This window comes from Paenibacillus sp. J22FR5 (genome assembly GCF_059691975.1).
The window spans coordinates 300,628-320,064 of the sequence record NZ_JCAUAN010000002.1; the positions used below are offsets into that span (position 1 = coordinate 300,628).

Below are 19,437 nucleotides of genomic sequence, written 5' to 3' on the forward strand. Positions count from 1 at the left end.
GGTGCGCCGCAATGAACGTCTGAAGCAAGTGGGGCCTAACGAAGACGGTATGTCACTCGTGGAAATCTTGATTGCTGTGACGATTATGTCGATTATCAGCGTTATGCTGATGGGCTATTTTACCTCAGCCGTTGATAAATCGGCGCAAGAGAGCCGCAAAATTATTGGTGCTAATCTGGCTCGTCTGAAGGCAGCGGAACTGCGAGACAGCTTCAAGACGGGCTATGATGACGCCATTGCTTCTCAGCTGACGAGCAGCCCTAAATTCTCTGGAGACTTGTCAAGCAATGGATCCGAGTTGATGAAAGGACGATTAGCGTCAACCGAGATTAATGGCACGACGTATCACTACTTGGTTGAGCTGGATAAGAGTGAATCGCGCTGGGAGTCATCGGATCCGTTTCGCAACGATTCGGACGCGTATTTGGCTCAAATGTTCGTTACCGTGTATTGGTCAGGTCAAGAGTCACTTGACGAACCGTCAGCGAAAGCATCAACGACACTCGATACGTATCTTATTAAAAGGTGGTAGCGCCACATGCAGCGCAATGAGAAAGGGATGACCTTGATTGAGCTATTGGCCGCCATGTTGATCTTTGGCATGGTAGCCTCCATCCTGTACTCTTTTATGCTAATGGGCGTGTCGATGTATAAACGAGTCACGATGGAAACCCAGATGCGTAATCAAGGAGACGGGTTATACAGCCAGATTATCTCGGAGCTGAAAGAAGCGGTATACGTTCAGGATGAGGGATTGGATAAGAAGATCATTCGGTATGCGAAAAAATCGCTAGATCCGAAAGCCTACATTGATCTCTATGAGATGGAAGTATTTCCAAATCCAACTGGTGGAGGCAAGATTGAAGTAAGACGAGCAGGTAGTTCGGTAGTTGAACAGGTGTTCCAGCTCGGGAGCAAATTTACGATTCGAGAAGGCAGCTTAAGTGAAGCGAGTCAAAATCATGACCGTGTTCAAGTTACATTAGAATATGCCAGAAGCAATTCGGATCAGTACAAGATAGCGGATAGTCCCAAATTGGTTATTGATTCACAAATCCCACTATTTCGCAATGATTAAACGTAACGGATTGGAGGAGGAAACTTTTTGAACTCCGAGATAGAAGACAACAATGGCCTCCAACCGAGGATAGCAAATGAAGAAGGCTCTGCGCTTGTCATCGCGTTGCTGGCTGTCGTTTTGATGACCATGATGGGGCTCATTCTTATCGGCGTTCTGCGTGGGGGTGCCATACAAGCGGCTACGACCGAATCTGGGGTACAAGCAGAAGCAATTGCGCAGAAAGGGTTGGATGACACGCTCGCACAAATTCGGAGAGCGGTTGCCAATGGGGAATCGATTGGAGGGACGAATTACCGGAGTCGTGTACGCAATGTGGAGAGTCAATTGTCATTGATTCTTCCTTTTATTGATAAAGACGTGGGCAATGGTGTTCAACTGGCGGACGAGAATGGCGAAGTCATTTCTGCCAAAAAGGGAAAATATCAAATCGATGTTCTCTCGGCGAAGACGCTCAGCAATCCAGAATCGCCGATCAAACCGCTGACGAATCCAGATTCTCCCTATGTTCGTAAGTTTACAATTAGGTCAAGAGGCATTATTGAAGGCAAGCCTGAGAAAATCGTGACAAAACAGATGACAGTCTATGTAAGTACGATTAATCCCGTGTTTCGGTATCCCGTCTCTTCAGGCGGCGATTTGATTCTAAATGGAACGCCTTCCATTACGGGTGACATTTATGTTGCCGATCATGTACAAATTCGGGATGAAGCGTTGTTCACCGGATCCACAAGCGGCTCGAACCGAAGCAAGTTCGGTATTCAGACAGGCCTTCCTGCGATTCGCGGGTTCATTCGCGTAAATGGCGATGGAGATACGAACCCGCCTGGGAAGTTTAATCTAACCCAATCGGATGGTGTGACCGAGTCACCTCCGATGACAGGTACAAGCGATATTGTTCAGCCTTCCTATTTTTCACCGCAGTTCTTCCCGTTAGAAGATCCTACCCTAGATGCGGATGTGGAAGTTGACGTACAAGGGTATGTTTCGAATAAAACGCAGGTTGATTTAACAGCCAAGCTTGCTGCATTAGGCGGATACAAAGCGCCAGATCCGAGTTTGCTGGAAGTTCCTCTATTTTACGATTTGACTAGAAGCACTTTATACAATGATCAATGGCTGACGGTGCAAGGTGCAGTACAAGTGAAAGACGCTGCTTCAGCTACGTCAGAGGCAGATGTGTTCGTAAACAATGGTGTACTAACCATGGAGAATTCCGACTCCAAGTTGACATTGGCAAATGGTTCACTTTATGTAAAGTCGCCTGATGCTAATTTAGTTGCTGCCGATCTTAGAGGAAAGCTTTCCTTAAGTGCTGGGAAATTTGTAGCCGTTGACGGAAATGTGACACTGAATAGTGGTTTCGAATTCCCGCAAGGCAGTATGTATATCAAAGGTGATTTGAAAATTATTGGCGATATTCGGCTTCAAGGTACCGTATATGTCGATGGCAACGTGGAGTTGAAGGAAATGACATCCATTAACAAAATGAGAGAAGGTGATACCGCACCTATTCCGCTCATAGTCATTGCTTCAGGTGAAATCGTGCTAGGTAATAACTCAAACGCGGGTGACGAGGAAATACGCGCATTCTTTTATACCAAAGAAGGAATTCGATTGTATGGTGTCATGTCGAAGTTGAATTTGACAGGTGGCATCCACGGAGGCGTTCGCGGAGTTGAGCTTAACGCAGTCAGAGGAGATTTGACCTCAGCGGCAGGTAGCTCGGTTACTAGATATCAAGGCGCTTCCAACTGGAATAAGGATGTCCCCGAAGTGCAATTAAATAATTCGAAACCATCCAGGCTTCAGATTTTCTACGATGATAATCTCTATGATATGCCGCCAGATGGTATCCCTACCACAGACCATTTCAACGTATTCGTTAAAAACGTCCAATACATCAAGTAACTACAGAGTAACCATTCTGGAAGGAGGTACCTTCAATGTCATTCCAAATCCTAGTCGTTGACGACACGAAGTTTATGCGGAAAATGTTGACTGATATTTTGAAGCAATACGGTCATGAGGTGGTCGGGGAAGCAGAGAACGGTAGACAGGCTGTGCAGAAGTATGAGGAACTTCAGCCGGATATCGTTCTCATGGACATCACGATGCCTGAAATGGACGGTATTGAAGCGATGAAGGAAATTCGAAAGCTCAATCCCACGGCGGTCGTTCTCATTTGTTCGGCCATGAGTCAGCAGGATCTCATCTCTGATGCACTTAAAGCTGGAGCGAACGGATATGTGATGAAACCTTTTAAACCAAATCGCGTGAACGAAATTGTTCGTAAATATGGTGTTCCCCGCGTCATTGGCCATTTAATACCGCAAGATATGCAGCGCACGGAAGCAGTTTCCGTAGAAATCGATGTTGTAGAGACGACGTTTGAGAAAGAAGAATTGGAATTGCAGGCGATCTTAGCCGAAGAAGGTGCAACCGCCCAAACAGCAAGCCTGAATGCAGTAGACCAAGCTTATATAGAGCCTCAGGAATTACTTCCCACAAAGCAAGATGAGGAAATCTTGAATGAAGTTGCAGCGAGCATAGAGGCGAACCAAGAGTTCGTCGGGGAGCTTGTTCATGAGGAAGTGCAGGTGACTGAGGTAGTCGAGCTTCAACAAACCATTGTTGAACCCGAAGTGAAGAGTCACATTACGGAGGAAAGAAAAGTAGCGGCGAAACCATCTCAGGTCGTTAATGCGTTGGAGGTTTTGCTTGCATTCGCTGAAGTTGCCGAGTCGAAAGTTGCGACTGATGCCTCAGAAGCTGTACAGATGGAAGAAATTCCAGCTCATACACAGTCATCCCTGTCTGAAGAGGATCGCCTCAAAGAAATGGAGAGGCTTGCTGCCGCGATGCAAGGAGATTTGGAACAAGAATGGCAGCTGGAACACGAGGAAGTAGCTGCTGTAACTCAGTTCGAAGAATCTTCATCATCAGAAGCCATCCTTGTCTCAGAGGAACCAATCGAGGAAATAGCTGAGGTTACCGATTCTAGTTCAAATGAGCTAAGCATAGATGAGCTCAATGATCTCACAATAGAGATGGAATCCTTAGAAACTACCCTAGAAATGAAAGATCTAGTCAATGAAGTTCCAGTAGTCAAAGAGGAGGTTCCCATAAGCTCGTCTTATAAGTCTCAAGAAACAGTTGATGTGAATAAAGCAGGCTTTAAGGCTGTGAATGGCGGCAAGATCATTAATTTATTCAGGGGGAATGGACCAATGAAAAATTTCACGAGCAGTGTGATGTGTAATTGGAGTGAAGAGTTAAACGGCGAGATGTCGCAATACTTAGTCGTTTGTACAGAAGCCGAGAATAAGATTGAGATCGAAATGGCAGTAGCAGGCGGGCAAAAGCAATCCATAACAGTCACGATTGAAAGTTTTAATCAATTAGCTGCCTGGCTGCAAGTTCAATTAGGGACAGCGCCAATAAGTAATCGTGAGTATGCAAAGAAAGCAGATTTTTAGTAGAGAGATTCTAAGTGAAAGACATCATGAGGGGGTTTGACGATGGGGTGGGAAGCATGGAGTTACACAGTCCTATTGTTTATTGTTGGTGCACTGTTCGGTTCATTCTTTAATGTGGTAGGGATTCGGGTCCCGAAAGGATTATCCGTTGTTTCTCCGCGATCCAGCTGTGGGAGCTGCCAACGTCAATTAAATGCGATAGACTTAATTCCAATATTTGGATGGTTCATCCGAAGAGGGAAATGTCACTCATGCGGTGCACATATCTCCCCTGTATATATTGTCGGAGAGTTGGCGGGAGGACTTTTGTTTGCCGCTCTCCCCTTCTTGGTCAGCTTAGATGAACTTTGGATTGCATATCCGCTCGTATCTGTGCTCCTCATCCTAACGGTTAGTGATTTAACTTATATGCTTCTGCCTAACAAGATTATATATCCGGCTATGCTGCTGTTTACAGGATTGCGTTTATTCGTGCATCCGCTGCCCATATGGCATTATGCGTTAGGTTTGGTGATAGGTGGAGGAACGCTGATTATCGTTTCCCTTGCGGCAACTTGGATGGGGAAGCCGGCTATGGGCTTCGGGGATATTCGATTGATGGCATTAGTTGGACTTGTAATGGGAATAAAGCTTGTGCTGTTATGCATCTTCTTGTCGGCGCTGCTTGGAAGCGTCATCGGTGTGGCTCTAATCGCCTCAGGTAAACTGGATCGGCGTTCACCAATTCCCTATGGTCCTTTCATCGCTGTCGCTGGTTTAATCTGTTTTTGCTTCGGAGACCCATTGATGACGTGGTACATGGACCTCATCCTATGGCAGTAAAACTACATTTCGCAAAAGAGAGGTCGAACTCCTATGAACTGGTTTTTAGCTCAATCGTTCCGCGCTAAGCTTCAACTCGGCTACTATACCATTGTTGCATTTTACACGATCATTATTCTTATCCTGATGCTGACTTCAGATGTTTCGATTATCTTTGCTTTGTCGTCATCGCTCATCCTTATGGTGTTCAGCTTTCCGTATGTGAGGTTCTTGGAAAAGGCATTAACAGATCCCATCGATAATGTAACACGTGTGGCGATGAATATAGCAAAAGGGGATTTCACACAAACGGTCGATGCTTCTTCGAAGGATGCGTTGGGTGATATGGGACGCTCATTTAATGCAATGATCGTGAAATTGAAGGAGCTTTTAAATGAAACAGCCTCGATTTCCAAGCATGTGGCGGACTCAAGTCGTGATATTTACCACAAAAATGAAGGCATCAACACGATGATTGTTGAAGCAACGGGATCTGTGACTTCACTTGCTGAGGGAGCCAATGAGATCTCATCGGGCGTATTCAAAAGCTTCTCCGTCGTCAAGGAAATCGAAACCAAAATTACAGACTATGTAGACTCAACGCATGAAATGAATACCCGCTGTGGTCAAACCTTGGAATTGGTGAAAAAAGGAATGAGTGCGGTTGAAAGCCAATCTGAAAGTGTATCACACATCGTACTTGCGACGAGCAATGTGTCTGGAACGATCGATGATCTCGTGAAAGAAGCCGCTGGTATCTCCTCCATTACACGTACGATTTCTGAGATTGCCGAACAAACGAATTTGTTGTCCTTAAATGCTTCGATTGAAGCAGCGCGTGCTGGCGAGCATGGTAGAGGGTTCTCTGTTGTTGCACAAGAAGTTCGTAAGCTTGCAGAAGAGTCGTCGAAATCGGCGAAGGGTGTATTCCATATGGTTCATAACATCGAGAACAGCATTAAAATGGCTCAGAAGAATATTCAGATCAATGAGGAAATTGCTCGTAGACAGACCGAATCCATTGAAGCAACGGAAAAGATTTTCGGTGAGATGGTAGAGAGCATTAAATTCATTACACAACGGATGAGTGAGTTTACTGGGGAAAGTCAGAAGATGCTCAACGCGGCCCAGTTCATTACGGGCACTATGGAAAATATTTCGGCGATTACTCAGCAATCGGCAGCGGGCACGGAGCAGGTTTCGACGTCCATGGTACAACAAACACGGTCAGTGAAAGCTGTAGTTATTCAGTCCGAGCAAATGCTGCGAATGGTGACGCAATTACAGCGCACAATTCAGATATTCAAACTTTGAGTAAGTGACGTTGAAATCCAGTACGTATGTAAGAGAAGAATGCCCATATAGACAATGGTCGAGAGGCGGAAAAGATTGTTGATGAGCAGGCGTTTGCCTACTTTCGTTGCGATAAAGAAAAGGGAGAGGGGGAGAATAATTTTAATGCCATAAAATGCTAGATAGCTATGTTCATACAGGAACCCCATGATCGGATTCGCTTCGCCAATTAATTGTAAACGAAGGCCCATATCGGTTAGTCCTGCATCCATTAGACTAGCAATACATAAAAAGATAATTAGAGTTCGACTCAAAGGAACCACTCCTTTTGAATTAGTAGGTTATGCTTACGATTAACGAATCGTTTGCATAACCTCTTTCATTGTAGTTATAAAAGCTTCCGCTGCTTTGGAAATATATCGGCCTTTGCGATAAGCAATGACAAGTTTACGTGTAGGTCTGCCTTCTAAGGCGACGTTGACAGGAGAAAGTTCATTCAAACTTCTTTTGGAGATCAAGTACGGCACGAAAGCGATCCCCATTCCAGCAGCAACGAGGGACTGTACAGTTTCCATATTGCTGGATTCGAAAACAATATTAGGTGTGATCCCGGCATCTTGGCATAGCTCAAGCGTCAACTTGCGAAATCCTTGTCCTTTTTTCAAAGCGATGAAGGATTCTTTTTCTAATTGTGCGATTCGAACGGGTTCTTTACTTGTCGCTAAAGGGTGCAGCGGCGGAACAGCCAGGATAATCTCTTCATCTAGCAATGTCTCATAGACGAGCGATTCCTCACGTAAGGGCAAGGAGAGAAGTGAAATATCGGTTTGACCATTCACGGTTAATGTTTCTAAATTGGAGGATGTTTCTTCCACAAGTGAAATTTCAATATCGGGATAGGCTGCTTGAAAGACGGGAACGACGAAAGGTAAAATGGTTGACCCAGTAATTGGCATACTGCCGATCACAAGACGGCCTTTCTTCATCTGAGAAATGTCTTCCATTTCTTTTTTGAGCCCCTCAATCATATCGAGAATCTTTTGTGACTTCTCGACAAATAGAGAACCCGCGTGTGTCAACTCAACTGAATTGGTGCTGCGTTGAAATAAAAGGACACCGAGTTCCTTCTCCAGCTTGGACAATTGCTGGCTCAATGAAGGCTGGGCAATGTGAAGCTTCTCCGCTGCACGTGAGAAATTCCGTTCTATGGCAATCTGGATGGCATACTGTAATTGACGTAATTCCATGCGAAGAAGTGTCTCCTTTATAGATGGCTTGAAGGTAATCATATCAAGGTTTTTGGGCTGAAACAAGGTGGATATAGGAATAAATAACCATAAAGGGCAGTGGTAACTGGTTTCATCCAGTTTCACTGCCCTTTATGGTTAAAAATGGTTATTTCCGGATAGTACTGCGATACATCAAGAACAACAAATACGGTGCGCCGATGATGGCAACGACGATGCCTGATGGCATCTCTTTGGGAATGAGGATCGTTTTCCCTATAATATCAGCGCATGTAAGAAGAATAGCGCCTAAGATGGCCGAAAGCACGACAGACCTCTGGTGATGCTGCCCCATGAAGAGACGTACAGCATGTGGAGCAAGTAAGCCTATGAAGCTTACAGTTCCGACAGCTGCAACGGCGATTGCGGCAACGAGTACACCGATTGTTGCTGAAATCAGTCGTGTTTTTTGCAACTTTAGACCTAGTCCGATAGACACGTGGTCACCAAAAGCCAATAAATCTACGCGTCGACCTAGCAGCCAAGCGCTGGGCATTAAGATGAGCATAGTAATCAAGAGCTGAATGCATTCCTTCCAACTTCTTGCATAGGTACTTCCTGCAAGCCAAGTAAGTGCAGGAGCGGCACCCAGTTTCGATTGGATCACGAGAAATTGGATGACGGCAGATCCAAGTGCCGAAACCGCGATCCCGACAAGAATCAGGACGACGGGATTGAGTCCCTTTTTCCAAGCTAGGGCATAAACGCTGCACGCGGAAAGCAGTGCGCCGATGATGGCACCGACAGGCACCCAAGTGCCGGGTGCAGAAGGCCAAATCGTTAGTACCAAGAGAGCACCCATTCCAGCGCCGGAAGTAACGCCAACGACGGATGGGTCTGCCAGCGGGTTGCGAACCGCTCCTTGCATCATAGAGCCAGCAATGGCTAAGGAGGCGCCGGCGAGCGCAGCAACGAGAATGCGCGGCAAACGCAAGTCCAGAATCACATTGCGAGACATTTCTTCGCCATGCCCGGTTAATACCGCTGCTACATCTGATAGTGGTATTCGTAAGGCACCTGCTGTTAAGCCAAAGAGCAGTAAGATCATTAGGGTAATGGCTGATACCATAACTAGAATTGGATAGGGTATTTTTGTGCCTACAAAGCCGACACTCATGGAGCTGCTCTCTGCGGATGCCTTCATTCGAGAGCCGCGGATTGCAAGCCAAATTAACCATGGCGCGCCAAGTAAGGCTGTTACGGATCCAGCAGGAAGCTCGCCGAGTGTACTGCGAAACATTTTGGCAATGGTATCTGCACTAAGTAAGACGACAGCTCCCCAGAGAGCACTGCCTGGAATCAACAGGCGATGACGCTGTAAGCCTATTAGTCGAACAAGATGTGGAGCAATGAGGCCGATAAAGCCAATTGGGCCTACGACGCTCACTGTGACACCTGCCAATAGAATAGCTGCGGTTAGAGCAACTAAGCGAACAAGGTTAATATTTTCACCTAAGGAAATAGCGGTTTCTTCGCTCAAAGCCAGCATATCTAGCATTTGACTAAATAGAAAAGCGACGAGGAGTCCAATACAAATCCAAGGGAGCGCATATTGGACGCCTTGCCAGTCATTTTGACCTAATGCACCTGATCCCCACATAAATAAGCCATTCGTTTCATTCTCATACATGATTTGCATACCGCTTGTGAAGGCAGAAAGCACAAGCGTCACGATCATTCCGGCAAGCGCCATACGAAGTGGTGAGCTTTTACGGCCGCCAGACATGAAATACGCCATGAACGATGCGCCACAAGCGCCCAATAACGCAAGTAATAAGGAGTGATCTGACTTCGGGCTGGGGAAATAAACAGCCGCCAAAACAATTATGAAATATGCACCCGCATTCAAGCCAAGTGTGGACGCGGAAGCGAGTGGATTGCGGGTGACGGTTTATAATAATGCACCTGCTACAGCGAGTGCAGCTCCTGCAAGCATGCCCATCACAGCGCGCGGCATGCGAAGCCCCCGCACTATTAGATGGTCGGGGGTATCTTGAGGAGATATCATAGCTTGGATAACAGTAAGAACGGTAATGTTCGCTTCACCATGTGTTAAGTTGAGGAAATGGAGGAGGCAGAGTGCAAGCAGACCACCACCAAACACAAGGAGAAATTTCCAATCGATATATGCGAAACGGTTCTTTTTCGATTTCATCGCAGATTGGATCATTTGGTCAGAGCAGCAGCTAGCTCAGCAAATACTTTGGCAGATAAGGGGCCACCGAAAGTCCAAGTGTTGCCAGGTAACTTGAAGGTTTTGTTATCTTTCACAAAAGCAAGACCTTTCCATACGGCATTGTCTTTCAGTTGATTTTCAAATACATTATCGTTCTCTTGAACGATGTAGATGAAGTTCGCATTTTGAACAGCAGGTAAGGCTTCTACTGAAGCAGTTGAGAACCCATAAAGCTCAAATTTGCTGGATTTAAAGGCGTTTTTCAATCCAATTCGTTGTAGAATTTGAACGACCATGGAGTTGTCAGTGAACAAACGAAGATCGGCATTATTTTGATTTCTGAAAGCTTGTGTTAATGCAAATTCTGCCCCTTCTTTTTTCGCGGCTGTTAACTTAGCGGCTCTTGGCGAGTGCCAACATCTACTACTGAAGGATCAAGTGCAGGCTTCACATTGACCCACGTTAGGTAGCCTTTATTATCAGCTTGACCAATCGGTTGAATCCCGAGTGCTAGAAGATCTTCCGTATATGTCCACTCCAAGGTAACAATACGTTTCGGAATGCCTTTGAATTCCGTTGTTCCAAGAGCGTGTGAAATGGATTTCACAGCATTTGCAGCTGGTGTAGCAGATGGTTGAACTGATGTGGCAGGGCTAGGAGTAGATATTCCGCATGCAGCCGTGATAAAAAGTAACAATATCGAAAGTGTAATAATAAGTGGTTTTATAAAGTTTCGCACAGTCATCCCACTAAAAATATGTATTTAAAATCATGTAGAATCGATGGCCATTTCAATACCAACTACGAGAATGACAATCATTATCAATTATATTGTCAACAATAATCGAATTTATAGGAATTATCTATCAAGCTTATAGTTATTATATCTTGGAACTATGACGTGATCCGTGCTAAAGTACTAAATGAGGGTAAGACATTAGCAAACTAATGCGGATAATGACAAGAGGTGACTGGATATGAGTAAAAAGACAATGTTCGAGAAGATTTGGGATAATCACGTTATTAACCAGGAAGATGGCAAGCCTAGCGTTATTTATATTGATTTGCATCTAGTACATGAAGTAACTTCACCGCAAGCTTTCGAAGGACTTCGTTTGTCCGGTCGTAAAGTTCGTCGTCCTGACTTAACTTTCGCAACAATGGATCACAACGTGCCTACGAAAGACCGTTTTAATATTACAGATCCGATTTCCAAACAACAAATTGATACACTTTCCCAAAACTGCCGTGACTTCGGTGTTACACTGTTTGACCTAGATAGCCTTGATCAAGGTGTTGTTCACGTTATGGGGCCAGAGCTTGGTCTTACACACCCTGGCAAAACGATCGTATGTGGCGATAGCCATACATCAACGCATGGCGCGTTTGGCGCACTTGCTTTCGGTATCGGAACAAGTGAAGTTGAGCACGTTATGGCAACACAAACCTTGCAACAATCCAGAGCGAAATCCTTAGAAGTTCGTATCAATGGCAGCTTGAAGCCAGGCGTTACAGCTAAAGATTTGATTCTTGGCGTCATTGCGAAATACGGAACAGATTTTGCAACGGGTTATGTTATTGAGTACACAGGCGAAGCGATCCGTGGTCTGTCCATGGAAGAGCGTATGACCGTGTGTAACATGTCCATTGAAGGTGGAGCTCGTGCAGGTCTAATTGCTCCAGACGCTACTACATTTAACTATCTACGTGGTCGTGAATATGTGCCTCAAGGTGCTGATTTCGACGCAGCAGTTGCAGAGTGGTCCAACCTTGTGACGGACGAAGGCGCTACGTATGATTGGGTATTGGAATTCGACGCAGATACGTTGATCCCGCAAGTAACCTGGGGAACGAGCCCTGGCATGGGGACAAGTATCACGGCATTGGTTCCAGATCCACAAAGCTTCGAAACAGAAAATGAACGCAAAGCTGCTGAAAAAGCGCTTGAATATATGGATTTAACACCAGGAACACCTATGACAGAACTAAAAGTGGATTATGTGTTCATCGGTTCTTGTACAAACGGACGTATCGAAGATCTTCGTGCAGCTGCTAAAATTGCACAAGGCTACACGGTAGATCCAAGCGTTACAGCAATCGTCGTTCCAGGTTCAGGTCGAGTTAAGATTCAAGCTGAGAAGGAAGGTTTGGATAAAATCTTCTCCGATGCTGGATTCGAATGGCGCGATGCTGGCTGCTCAATGTGTCTAGCGATGAACCCAGACGTTCTTCAACCAGGACAACGTTGTGCATCCACATCTAACCGTAACTTCGAAGGTCGTCAAGGCCGCGGCGGACGTACGCATCTTGTATCCCCGGCAATGGCTGTTGCTGCAGCGATCAAAGGTCGTTTCTACGATGTACGTGATTGGGAAATTAAAGAATACCAACAAGCTTAATTTGGGCTGATTAAGGCAAATCTTACGATGTAGTTTTGCTAAAGCAAAACTTTAAGGAGAATGAGAACATGGAAGCTTTTAAACAACATACAGGTCTAGTAGGCCCTGTTGATCGTGTAAACGTAGATACAGATGCAATTATCCCTAAGCAATTTCTTAAAAGAATTGAGCGTTCTGGTTTCGGACAATTCCTTTTCTTCGAGTGGAGATGGGACGAAGCAGGCAACGTCATTGAGAACTTCCCTCTAAATCAAGATCGTTATCAAGGAGCTTCCGTTCTACTTTCCAGAGCGAACTTCGGTTGCGGATCATCTCGTGAACACGCGCCTTGGGCGATTCAAGATTTCGGCTTCCGCGTCATCATCGCGCCTTCCTATGCGGACATTTTCTACAACAATTGTTTCAAAAACAGTATCTTGCCGATCAAATTGACGGAAGAGCAAGTTGAAGATCTGTTCCAACGTACGGCAAAACATGAAGGCTACAAGCTGAATGTTGATCTTGAAAATAATAAGCTGACCGATGAGTACGGTCTTGAAATCCAATTTGATTTGGATGAGCACCGTCGTCAATTCTTGCTTCAAGGTTTGGATGACATCGGTTTGACGCTTCAGCATGAAGCGAAAATCACAGCATACGAGCAAGCTCACCAAAAGCGTTTGGCTTACAAATAAATGCTCTTACTAAAAAGACGTATCCCCATGTGGGATGCGTCTTTTATTTGCATATTTAATCAAACGATCTTGCAACTTTTGGCAGATTGCTACGTCTAATAGATTACTAGAATGTCGAAGGAACGGAGGTTGTGCTGTCAGGTAAAGGTTAATTTTGCTATAATATCAAGGAAGCTGATAGATTGATAGGGTATTTAACTTGGGTTTGTTTATAGACTCCCTAAATCCGACATTACATAGAGGTGAATGATGAAATTTCCTGGATTCTGTTTGTTTCTACTCGTTTGTTTGTTGCTGATACCAACTACGGCATTCGGAGCTGAAACTCCCAAGCCGATTAAGCTTTTTATGAATGAGAAGCAGCTGGAATCCGTCGATGTTCAGCCGCGGATCATTAATGGTAATACCATTGTTCCATTGCGTATCATTGTCGAACAAATTGGTGCTCTTGTGACTTGGGAGGAAGCTACTCGGAAAGTAACGATTAAGAAAGATAATATCAATATTCAACTAGTCATTGATAATACGACAGCGCTCGTTAATGGCAAAAAAGAAATGTTAGAAGTTGGACCAAAGATTGAAAATGGCTCTACGATGCTGCCTCTGCGCTTCATTGGAGAGGAAATGGGAATTGAATTTAAATGGGATGGAGCGACTTCATCCGTTCATATGTTCAAAGATAATGATTCGGACTCAACGCCTGCAACTGGGCCAATTGATGTCGTGGATCCTGACGAAACTACGTCGTCCCCAGAGACGAAGCCTCCGGGCACGACGACACCGGACACTTCGGTGCATGTGATAACCTCTATTGTGCTGTCAGAAACAGATTTAACCGTTAATGCGAAGGATGGAACTTTAAGTCCGAAAGTATTAATTTTATCGAATCCTTCACGCCTTGTCTTTGATTTCCCGAACACGAAGCTGGATGATTCATTACAGAAATTGCTGGTTAAGAATGCCGGAGAACTGACTTCCAAGCAGCCGCTTGTGTCCAAGGTGCGTTTCTCAAATTTCAATGATAATCCGGCTACTGTAAGAATTATTCTGGATTTAAACAGTCAAGCGGACTATCAGGTGCAACCTTCTAAGCTGCCTAATCAGTGGAAAGCTGCCATCGGTGAGCGGAAATTAACTGTTGTCATCGATGCTGGTCATGGTGATACCGATCCAGGTGCTCTTTCTATAACAGGAAGGCATGAGAAGGATTTTACACTCGCTACAGCGAAGAAGGTAGAGGCGCTACTAGCGAAAGATAAGCGAATACACGTCCTGATGACGCGTTCGGATGACACGTTTATCCCGCTTGATGACAGGGTTTCCTTTGCTAATGACCTATCAGCAGATCTCTTTCTATCAATCCACGGGAATAGCGCCAAAGCGACCGTTTCGGGAACAGAAACCTATTATAACAGGCCGGAAAGCTTAGCTTTTGCGAATGTTATTCATAAGTATGCTGTACCAGCAACTGGCTTTGCAGATCGCAAAGTGAGAGAAGCAGATTATCGTGTTATCACCAAAACGACCATGCCTGCTGTCTTGCTAGAAGTTGGTTACTTGTCCAATAAGAATGACGAAACCGCCATGTTTAAAGAAGCTTTCCAGGACAAATTAGCTGCTTCACTCGTTGCCGCCATTAAGGAGTATTTAAACCTCCAATAAAGATTGAAGTACATAAAGCGGAACGTTACTAGGCTAGTATGGCTAGACATAACGCTAAGGAGTGAAGAAGATGAGTAAAACAAGTCGCCTAGTTCAAGGATTACTTCTTGTAAGTGCCATCACATTGACGATTACGGCCTGTGGCCAGAAAAATCAATTAACAGGCGCGGCAACAACAGAGCCGCAAACTACCGTTACACCGATCGCAACAACTTCTGTGCCAACGGTAACACCAAAACCTACCGTAGCGCCTCAAAAACAGCTTCAAGTAAAAGCTTATTACAGCGACCAAGATGAAATGAAGCTCGTTGAGAAAGTCGTTACGGTCAGTGTCGCGAAGGATTCTGACGTGTATGAGGCTGCACTAAAGGCACTTCAAAAAAGTGATGATCCGAAAGCGATCCCGTTATTTGATGATTTGAAATTTACGAGTGTGAAATTTGATTCTACCAAAGGTGAAATGAAGCTTGATTTGGCATTTGGCCCCAAAACGCAATTAGGTGCGCCTGGTGAGGAATTATTTCTACAGGCATTAAAGAAAAGCATGTTTCAGTTTCCTGAAGTGAAATCACTGTACATTCTAAAAGATGGCAAGCAAGTAGATAGTTTAATGGGACATCTGGAGCTTCCATACCCTATTAAACGACCTAACTAAATGGGAATTAAAGAGGAGTTTAATACATGTTGAAAAATAAAAAATTGGCGAGTGCTATCGTAAGCTCATTGATCATCACTAGTCTAGCAGGCACGCCAGTCCTTGCAGCATCCGTGAACCCAACAACGTCAACAACGACTCAAAATTCAAATGTTCGACTATCGTTTAATGATGTGAACAGTGATTACTGGGGAATTCGTCATATTTCCAAGCTAGCGTTAGAGGGAATTATTGAGGGCGTTGGGGATGGTATCTATTCACCGGAAACTTCGGTAACTCAGCAAGATGTATTAATTATGGCAACACGGATGATGGGTCTTCAGTCGGACGTGGATACAATGGCGTCCGAAACCGTTTTTCCTGATTTCATGTTAGTTGATAAATATGCACGTAACTATGTGGCTCTCGCACTGCAAAAAGGCTTAATTTCAACAGAGGAAGAAAAGTTGAGAAGCCAGAGCACAAAGCCAGTTGGTATATGGGGGCAGCAAAAAGCAACGAGAGAATGGGTGGCTGAAGTCGTAATTCGCGCCATCGGGAAAGCTTCATTGGCAGCTAGCTTATCGACAGCGGCAACCTCATTTACAGATAACAATCAGATCAGCAGCACCACACTAGGCTTCGTTAATGCAGCAGTTGCTTTGAAAGTCGTAAATGGCTTTGAAGATGGCTCGTTTCAACCGAAAGGTGCTGTAACACGTGCTCAAATGGCAGCATTTCTAAGTCGCTCACAAAAGGAATTGGCAGCATTACCTGAGCGAGCAAAGAAGGGCTATATGACTAGCCTGACAAGCGGCAGCATCAGTATGATGGATAAAGACGGGAATACAAGTACATATAAACTATCACCGAATACGACGTTTTACGGAAATGTTGATGATGTCTCAATTTCTCCAAAAGAACTGCAAGAAACTTATGAAATTTCACTTGTTCAAGTGAATGGAACAGCTTATTATGTTGAAATTTTGAGTGATGAGCTGCATATGGACGTGCATGAAGGTCAATTGTTGAAGCTAAACCTGACAACCATGAAAGCGACACTAGATGATTATGAAAGCTACGACTTAGCGTCGGACGTTGCCGTAACGGACGCTGATGGACATGGACTTAGCTTGGGTGAGATTGTCACTGGCAGTACGATCCAAATTCGTAAGAGCCAGCTTGTCGACAGCGACAAATATACGTCCATCGTTGTAAAGCAAATTCCTGTCAATAAAACAGCTATCGGTGATGTTCAAACACTAAATAAAGACGCCATGCAAATGACGCTGCTTGAGTCATCTTCAGGAGAGCCAGAGACTTTTGGCTTTTCCAGTAATCTAATCGCGACATTGGCTGACAATACTCTTATCAATTTGGATGCGATCCATGTAGGAGATACGGTTGAATATACCGTTAAGAACAGTGAGATCGTTAAGATTGTTGTTAAAAAGCAAGCAGATGTAGGGACTGTTGTTGAAGGGACATTCAAACAATTTACCGATGATCAATCCACCATTTTGATTAATAAAACATCTGGCAAGACGGTAGATGCCTTTGAATTAAGTAATAATGCACGTGTGGTTATTAGCGGATTATCGAATGCAAGCATTTATGATTTGGCTGCTGGTGACCAATTAAAGCTTGATGTGCTGAATAATAAGGTTACGACGATCACGGTAACGAATCGCTCGATTGAGAATGTTTATTTTGCGAAAATTATTGATTATAAGGACTCATCCAAAATTTTAACGGTAACTGATAATGCAGGAAAACCGCATGCTTATATTTTGAGTGACAGTGTATCGATCTTGTACGGCGGAAACAAGCTGCCATTTGCGAACTTTAATAGCCTTTTCCCAGCTGGGAAATACGTGGATCTTCTCGTTTCTAATGATTCGGTAAAACAAATTCAAATGTCCTCGCAATTGGACGGTGCTTTAACGCAGCTAAATCTGCAAACCAACGATGTGACATTAAAAACGGACAGCGGACAAAGCTTAACCTTTAAGCTGAATTTTGCTCCAACGGTTGAATTAGCCAATAAGCCTAATAGTACGTTAGCGGATTTGAAAGTGGGAGATAATGTTAGTCTTCTGCTAAGCTTTGATCAAACGACAGTAACCAAGATCGTCACAAGCAAAACGGCGGTGTATAAAACCCTGTTAACGAATCCCAACCTGAAGCAGGCTACGGTAATGGATGGTGCGAATGCGACGTCTGTTATCAATTTGGATGGCGTCCCAATCGTGAAAGCAGATGGCAGCAGTGCTTCTTTCGCAGATCTAGCCATTGACGATTATGTGAAATTGACATTCAAAGGTCTCGCTGTAACGAAAGCGGAGTTAATTACACCGATTCGGGGTAAAGTAACGGCTGTGAATGCAGCAAGCTCAAGCTTGACGGTTCAAGATTTCACAGGGAAGAGTCAAGTGATTAACGCAGGAAGTAACTATAGCGTGAAACTAAATGGTGGAACAGATTGGAGCTTTTCCTCGATTAAGGTAGGGGATCGTGTTCAATTGATGAAAGATACCAATGATAAATTACTCATTCAAGTTGCTGTAGCTTCTAAACGTGAATTTGATCATTATAGTTCTTCGTTGAGCCAAGTGTATGTCAAAGCAGCTGGCGCAGGGGAGCGTACATCGTATAATCTGTTCCCGAGAGCTTACTTGCATACCAGTTCTACTATTGTGTTACCAACTTCTTTTGTTGCTGGTGACCAACTGAGCCTTTATGTGCTTGATGATAAAATTGTTGAAATTGAAAAGTAGGATTTTGAACAAAAACGAAGGGACAACCGTCAGTATTGAGAAGCGAATCTTCTCAAACAGGCGGTTTTTTTCTAGATTTCAAAAAAAAATGTTTATTTTTTAGAAAATGTTCGCATTTTGACGCTTTCAAGGATTGATTCTGCCCTGACAATTCGCTAAACTGGAGAATATTACGACCCTAAGGAAGATCAGCTATGACACAGAAGGCAGTAAGATATATCCTGGATACCATCGGTGAACTATATCCGGATGCTCATTGTGAGTTGAACCACAGTAATCCATTTGAATTAACGATTGCTGTATTGCTATCAGCCCAGTGTACGGATGAAACCGTGAATAAGGTTACCAAGGACTTGTTTGAGAAGTACAAACGCCCCGAAGACTACTTAGCAGTTCCCTTAGAAGAATTGGAGCAGGACATTCGGCGTATTGGACTATTTCGAAACAAGGCTAGTCATATTCATAAGCTGTGTCAATTGCTACTGGACAAGTTCGGTGGTGAAATTCCTGAGAAGCATGAGCATCTGGTTGAATTACCCGGCGTGGGGCGGAAGACAGCTAATGTTGTCATGTCGAACGCTTTCGGAGTACCAGCTATTGCTGTAGACACTCATGTGGAACGAGTCTCCAAGCGTTTAGGTCTTGTCGGCTGGGATGATTCCGTGCTTGAAGTTGAAAAGAAGCTAATGAAGAAAGTGCCAAGAGACGAATGGACGCAAACACATCATCGATTAATTTTCTTTGGTCGATATCACTGTAAGGCACAAAATCCCAATTGTACGCTATGTCCGTTATTGGACAGCTGTCGCGAGGGTAAGAAACGTATGAAACCAAAGCCAACTAGGAAAACTATTACAAACAAATGAAATGCAGACAAAGGATGGGATTGAAATGAAATGCATCGCCGTATATACCAATAGCTTCGAATTGTTCTCCGATATTTATGAGCAAGTGATCAATACACCATTAGCCGATAATGAGGAAAAAGTCATTGAAGGTGTAACAGTCAGTGAATCCGGTGAGGTTCCTCAAAATTACATAGACAAAATGAAAACGAAATCCGAGGTCGTTGTGATGAAAGTGAAGGATTCGGATATTACGATTCTTCAACATCGTGACGTTTTTGAAATTTTCCTGCCGGAAAAAGAAAAAATTGCCCTCACGTAAGTACAGAATCT

Annotated in this window: 17 protein-coding genes and 2 pseudogenes; 13 read left to right on the forward strand and 6 right to left on the reverse strand. The window is 44.3% G+C overall.

All coding sequences use genetic code 11. From position 1 onward, the window contains the following. The first annotated feature begins 1 nt into the window (after position 1). From AC58P7_RS04710 to AC58P7_RS04735, 6 genes and pseudogenes are all read left to right on the forward strand, one after another. Positions 2-532, forward strand: a complete 531-nt coding sequence (locus tag AC58P7_RS04710; protein WP_497340334.1) for a type IV pilus modification PilV family protein — start codon at positions 2-4, stop codon at positions 530-532. 6 nt (positions 533-538) lie between these two features. Further along, the gene (locus tag AC58P7_RS04715; protein WP_497340336.1) at positions 539-1,078 is read left to right on the forward strand and encodes a PulJ/GspJ family protein; all 540 of its coding nucleotides are present in this window, start codon (positions 539-541) and stop codon (positions 1,076-1,078) included. Between the two features lie 27 nt (positions 1,079-1,105). Beyond that, entirely contained in the window at positions 1,106-2,989 is a 1,884-nt protein-coding gene (locus AC58P7_RS04720) for a hypothetical protein (RefSeq protein WP_497340338.1), read from the forward strand. 35 nt (positions 2,990-3,024) lie between these two features. Continuing rightward, positions 3,025-3,375: pseudogene (locus tag AC58P7_RS04725) on the forward strand (response regulator); the annotation flags it as partial. Positions 3,376-4,599: 1,224 nt separating this feature from the next. Next, positions 4,600-5,379 (forward strand): prepilin peptidase, encoded by a 780-nt coding sequence (locus tag AC58P7_RS04730; protein ID WP_497340340.1) that lies wholly within the window; start codon positions 4,600-4,602, stop codon positions 5,377-5,379. Positions 5,380-5,412: 33 nt separating this feature from the next. Beyond that, complete coding sequence (locus AC58P7_RS04735; protein WP_497340342.1) at positions 5,413-6,672, forward strand: methyl-accepting chemotaxis protein; 1,260 nt, start codon at positions 5,413-5,415, stop codon at positions 6,670-6,672. Here AC58P7_RS04735 and AC58P7_RS04740 read toward each other — a convergent pair. From AC58P7_RS04740 to AC58P7_RS04765, 6 genes and pseudogenes are all read right to left on the reverse strand, one after another. Further along, entirely contained in the window at positions 6,654-6,965 is a 312-nt protein-coding gene (locus tag AC58P7_RS04740; RefSeq protein ID WP_497340344.1) for a DUF5658 family protein, read from the reverse strand. The two genes, AC58P7_RS04735 and AC58P7_RS04740, sit on opposite strands and share 19 nt — an antisense overlap. A gap of 39 nt (positions 6,966-7,004) precedes the next feature. Further along, positions 7,005-7,898, reverse strand: coding sequence for a LysR family transcriptional regulator (locus AC58P7_RS04745; RefSeq protein WP_497340346.1), 894 nt, complete (start codon positions 7,896-7,898; stop codon positions 7,005-7,007). Between the two features lie 148 nt (positions 7,899-8,046). Continuing rightward, positions 8,047-9,081: a FecCD family ABC transporter permease gene (locus tag AC58P7_RS04750; RefSeq protein ID WP_497340903.1), complete on the reverse strand. Its 1,035-nt coding sequence runs from the start codon at positions 9,079-9,081 to the stop codon at positions 8,047-8,049. Between the two features lie 21 nt (positions 9,082-9,102). Beyond that, positions 9,103-10,107 (reverse strand): annotated as a pseudogene (locus tag AC58P7_RS04755) (iron chelate uptake ABC transporter family permease subunit); the annotation flags it as partial. Then, positions 10,104-10,409, reverse strand: coding sequence for a hypothetical protein (locus AC58P7_RS04760; protein ID WP_497340348.1), 306 nt, complete (start codon positions 10,407-10,409; stop codon positions 10,104-10,106). The gene AC58P7_RS04760 and the pseudogene AC58P7_RS04755, both read right to left, overlap by 4 nt. A gap of 92 nt (positions 10,410-10,501) precedes the next feature. Then, positions 10,502-10,852, reverse strand: coding sequence for a hypothetical protein (locus tag AC58P7_RS04765; protein ID WP_497340350.1), 351 nt, complete (start codon positions 10,850-10,852; stop codon positions 10,502-10,504). Between the two features lie 238 nt (positions 10,853-11,090). On the opposite strand from AC58P7_RS04765, the gene leuC reads away from it, so the two are divergent. From leuC to AC58P7_RS04800, 7 genes are all read left to right on the forward strand, one after another. Then, complete coding sequence (leuC, locus tag AC58P7_RS04770; protein ID WP_497340352.1) at positions 11,091-12,512, forward strand: 3-isopropylmalate dehydratase large subunit; 1,422 nt, start codon at positions 11,091-11,093, stop codon at positions 12,510-12,512. A gap of 68 nt (positions 12,513-12,580) precedes the next feature. Beyond that, positions 12,581-13,186, forward strand: a complete 606-nt coding sequence (gene leuD, locus AC58P7_RS04775; protein ID WP_497340354.1) for a 3-isopropylmalate dehydratase small subunit — start codon at positions 12,581-12,583, stop codon at positions 13,184-13,186. Between the two features lie 249 nt (positions 13,187-13,435). Further along, positions 13,436-14,848: an N-acetylmuramoyl-L-alanine amidase family protein gene (locus tag AC58P7_RS04780; protein WP_497340356.1), complete on the forward strand. Its 1,413-nt coding sequence runs from the start codon at positions 13,436-13,438 to the stop codon at positions 14,846-14,848. A 70-nt stretch (positions 14,849-14,918) separates the two neighbouring features. Further along, a complete protein-coding gene (locus AC58P7_RS04785) occupies positions 14,919-15,503 on the forward strand; it encodes a GerMN domain-containing protein (protein ID WP_497340358.1) in 585 nt (194 codons plus the stop codon). Between the two features lie 26 nt (positions 15,504-15,529). Then, on the forward strand, positions 15,530-18,259 hold the full coding sequence (locus AC58P7_RS04790) for an S-layer homology domain-containing protein (protein ID WP_497340360.1): 2,730 nt from the start codon (positions 15,530-15,532) through the stop codon (positions 18,257-18,259). Between the two features lie 194 nt (positions 18,260-18,453). After that, the gene (nth, locus tag AC58P7_RS04795; RefSeq protein WP_497340362.1) at positions 18,454-19,125 is read left to right on the forward strand and encodes an endonuclease III; all 672 of its coding nucleotides are present in this window, start codon (positions 18,454-18,456) and stop codon (positions 19,123-19,125) included. 25 nt (positions 19,126-19,150) lie between these two features. Continuing rightward, positions 19,151-19,426, forward strand: coding sequence for a hypothetical protein (locus tag AC58P7_RS04800; RefSeq protein WP_028554377.1), 276 nt, complete (start codon positions 19,151-19,153; stop codon positions 19,424-19,426). Positions 19,427-19,437 lie beyond the last annotated feature (11 nt).